This window comes from Bacillus cereus group sp. BfR-BA-01441, from assembly GCF_022663075.1.
GTDB classification, from domain to species: Bacteria; Bacillota; Bacilli; order Bacillales; family Bacillaceae_G; genus Bacillus_A; species Bacillus_A cereus.
Genome location: NZ_JAKUEU010000166.1, coordinates 1 through 4633, shown reverse-complemented (window position 1 = coordinate 4633; position 4633 = coordinate 1). Strand labels below are relative to the sequence as shown.

The following is a 4633-nucleotide window of genomic DNA, read 5'->3' as shown; positions in this document are numbered from 1 at the left end:
AATCCAGAACAAAAGCTAGCAAGCGACCCTGCTGAGAATACAAATTCAGGTCCAAAGCAAATAACAACAAACATTTTAACCAGTGTAAAGTTGACGGATAAAGACGGAAAACCATTTACAGAGGATAACCGTCCAAGTACAGATTCCCCTGCCAATATTGAGTTTACATGGGAACTTTTAAAATCAATGAATGTGAAAAATGGAGATTACTATATTTTTGATCTTCCTAAACATTTTAAGATTTACAATACAATTAACAGTCCTTTATATGATAGTGAAAACCATCAAATTGGTAATTTTACTGTTACAAAAGATGGAAAAGTCACGATGACATTCAACGATTATGTTGAAGAGCATCCAGATGTTGCTGGTAACCTACAATTAAAGACAGAATTTAATAAAGCTGAAATTAAAGGTACAACAACACAAGAAATTCCTTTCCCGATTAAAGATAAGGATGTTTCTATTACAGTTGACTTTAAGCCTAATGTACAAACAGCTACGAATAAAAAGGGTTTACCTGATAGACCAATTAATACAAATGAAATTAATTGGAAAGTAGAGATGAACAAAACGAAAGACCCCCTTAAAAACGCTGTTTTTAAAGATAACATTCCACAAGGTACAAGCTTAAATAAAGATTCTATTAAAGTTTATTATTTAGAAGTTGATGTTAATGGGAATGTAACGCGTGGTGCAGAAGCTGAGCCAACAGATTACAATATTATTTCATCAGATGGCTCAAAATTGGAGATTGCTTTCAAAGATTCTATCAATAAAGCATATCAAATCGAATATGCCACAAAAATTACTGATGAAAATATTAAAAGTTTCCGAAATAACGTTACTATAACGAGTGATAATCAAAAGCAACAAAACGCAAGTTCTACTGTAACGGTTTCTCGTGGTACACACTTAAATAAAACAAGTAAATATGATCCAAAGACGCAAACAATTGAGTGGACAATTACTTACAATGGTGATCAAAGAGAGATCAAAAAAGCTGATGCGATTTTAAAAGATATTTTTGACGATACACACGAACTAGATGCAAATTCTATTGTTGTAAAAAACGCTTCATATAATGAAAAAGGAACGCTTGTAACAGGAGACGCTGTTAATAATTACACTGTAAATAACAAGAAGAATGGATTCGATTTACAGTTTAATGATGATATTAATAGTGCTTATGTGATTACCTATAAAACCAAGCCAACTAATAAAGTTATAGAAGATGGAAAAGTAAAAAATAAAGTTACAGCTGATAATGATTCAAGTAAAGAAAATGAAGCTAGCTTCAAGCAGCAAAATATTATTAAATCTAATAATAAAGCTGAAACAAATTATAAAGACAAAACAACAACTTGGACAATTATAGTAAATAATAACAACTATCCATTAAGCAACGCGATTATTACGGACACCTTTGATCATAGTGGATTACAATTAAAAGATAAGAAACTAGAAATTAAAGACGGAAATTATACCCTTCAAGCTGGGACTGACTATGTTTTAGATGTAACAGATAAAGGCTTCAAAATTACTCTTATAGGTACGTATCAGTCTAATATGACAAAGACATTAGTCGTAAAATATACGACAGACTTTGATTATACAAAGCTAGAAAGTGGTAAAACTTCATTTAAAAATACAGGTAACCTTTCTTGGATAGATACGGATTCTAATCCACAATCAAATAAAGTTGAAGCTAATTTCGATCCTGATACTTTCACAAAGGCAAATGGTTATAAATACGGTTCTTATAACGCCCAAACGAAGGAAATTACTTGGATAATAGGCTTTAACTATAATAATGTTGAGATTAAAGATCCTTATGTTATAGACGTAATACAAGATAAACAAAAATTAGTGCCTGGATCCATTGAAGTGCGCGATATGATTCTAAATGGAAATCCTGATAATGCACAACCTGGTAATGCTGTACCAACTGAGAAATATGAACTTGAAGAACCTACAGAGAAAAATAAAAACACCCTAAAGGTTCATTTCAAACAATCAATTAATTCACCTTACTATATTATCTTTAAAACAAGCCTTGATGGTGAACTTATCCAAGGCACCTACAAAAACGAGGCAGATTTAAAAGATGGCTCTAAAATCGTAAACACCCTTACAGGTGACACTCAAGTAAATAAAGGTGGCAGCTTCGTTACTAAAAAAGCTGTGCAAGACGACAACTATATTAATTGGAGTATCGCAATTAACGAAAGCCAATCAACCATTGCAGATGCCGTTGTAACAGATGATCCAACCGAAAATCAGGTAATTGTGGAAGATTCATTCCACTTATATCCTACAACTGTTGATCCATATGGAAATTTAACAAAAGATACAGTAAACGAATTAAAAGAAGGAACAGACTATAAACTCAAAATAACAACAGACAATAATACTGGAAAGCAACATTTCGAAATTGCCTTCTTGAAAAAAATTGATCGAGCTTATATTTTAGAATATCGCTCACTTATTAATGCAGACGATAAAGAAAAAGTAAGTAATAAAGCGAAAATCACAGGCAATAAGTTGACAGTTAAAAACACAGAAACTACTGAAACGATTGAAGTGAGAATGTCTTCTGGTTCAGGCGGAGGATCTGCTACTAAAGGCCGTGGAAACCTTGAAATTATAAAGGTAGATAACGACAATAAGAACGCACTATTAGCTGGGGCAGAATTTACTTTATACGATCGTACAGGTAAAACTGTTATCCGTAAAATTACAACAGACAAAGACGGTATCGCTAAATTTAATAATTTAAAACGCGATAAATATTTATTAAAAGAAACAAAGGCTCCTGAAGGCTATGTAATTAGCTGGGATTTAAAACAAGGGAAAATTGTTGAACTTGGTACACAAGAGACTACAACATATAAACTTGCAAATAAGAAGTTTGTCGGTAAAGTAGTTTTAACAAAGTCTGATGACCTGAATAAAAACGTCACACTGCAAGGTGCCGTTTTCACACTACTTGATAAAGACAAAAAAATAATTTCAGAACACGAAAAATTAACAACAAATAATCAAGGACAAATTACTGTAGATAATTTAAAACCAGGAACTTACTACTTACAAGAAACAACTGCTCCTGAGCATTATAAATTAGACAGTACACCTATACAATTCACAATCAAAGAAGATCAAACAACAGTAATAAACCGAACTGCAACAAACAGTTTGATTCCAGGATCGGCCATTTTAACAAAATTCGATAAAGATGGAAAAACTTTAGCAGGTGCGGAGTTCAGTGTACGCGATCGATATAACAAAGTAATTCGTGGATATGAAAAATTAACGACAAATGATCAAGGACAAATCGAAGCAAAAGATTTACGCCCTGGAGACTATCAATTTGTCGAAGAAAAAGCACCTAAAGATTACGACATAGATAAAAAACCAATTGAGTTTACAATTATAAAAAGTCAAAAGAAAGCACTTACTGTTACAGCGACAAATCACCTCATTAAAGGTGGTGTCACTTTAACGAAAGTCGATGATGTCGATGGCACTGCCCTTGAAGGTGCTGTATTTAAAATTGTCGATGCGAATGACGAGAAACAAGTAATTCGTGAAAATATAAAAACAGGTTCAGATGGAAAAGTTACCGTTAAAGATTTAGAGCCTGGTGCTTATAAATTTATCGAAACAGAAGCTCCTAAGGATTATACGTTAAGTACAAACCCTATCGAGTTTACAATTGATAAAAGCCAACAAGCTCTTGCTACTGTTACGGCAAATAACAGCTTAAAAACGGGCGAGGTTGAATTATTAAAAGTTGATGAGTTTGGTGAGAAAAAACCACTAGAAGGTGCTGTATTCAAACTTGTCGATACAAATAATAATGACGTTTCCCCTCACACTAACTTAACTACTGATAAACACGGTAAAGTTAAAGTTAGTAACCTACGTCCTGGTACGTATAAATTTATTGAAATAGCTGCTCCTGAACATTACGTTTTACGAGCAGAACCTATTGAATTTACAATCGATAGAAGTCAGAAAGAAACTCTACTTGTGAAAGCTGAAAATGCTTTAAAACCAGGAGATGTTGAATTAACAAAAGTTGATGATATCGATGGTACAGCTCTTGAAGGTGCTGTATTTAAAATTGTTGATGCAAATGATGAAAAGAAAGTTATTCGCGAAAATGTAAAAACTGGTGCGGATGGTAAAGCTATCGCTACTGGCTTACGCCCTGGCGATTATAAATTTATCGAAGTAACAGCACCGAAGTATTACGACAAAAATACAAAACCAATTAAATTTACGATTACAGAAAGTCAAACAACTCAGGCTACTGTTACCGCTAAAAACAGCTTAACAAAAGGCGGTATTGAGTTAACAAAAGTGAATGCTGCAGATGAAAAGGAAACACTTGAAGGTGCAGTATTTAAAATCGTTAATAGAGATACTAATGAAGATGTTCGTACGGACCTTGTTACGAATAGTAAAGGAATGCTAGTTGTAGATGACTTACGTCCTGGTAACTATAAGCTTATCGAAACAAAGGCTCCAACTTATTACGATGTAAATGTAGAACCAATTGAATTTACAATCGAAAAAGGACAACAAAAACTCCTTCCACTTACATTTAAAAATAGTTTAACGAAAGGAA

At 33.1% G+C, this 4633-nt stretch carries 1 protein-coding gene; it reads left to right on the top strand.

Annotated features, from left to right (window positions below):
* Positions 1-4633: SpaA isopeptide-forming pilin-related protein (locus MR107_RS29325; RefSeq protein ID WP_242293095.1), on the top strand; the 4633-nt coding region annotated here is incomplete at both ends.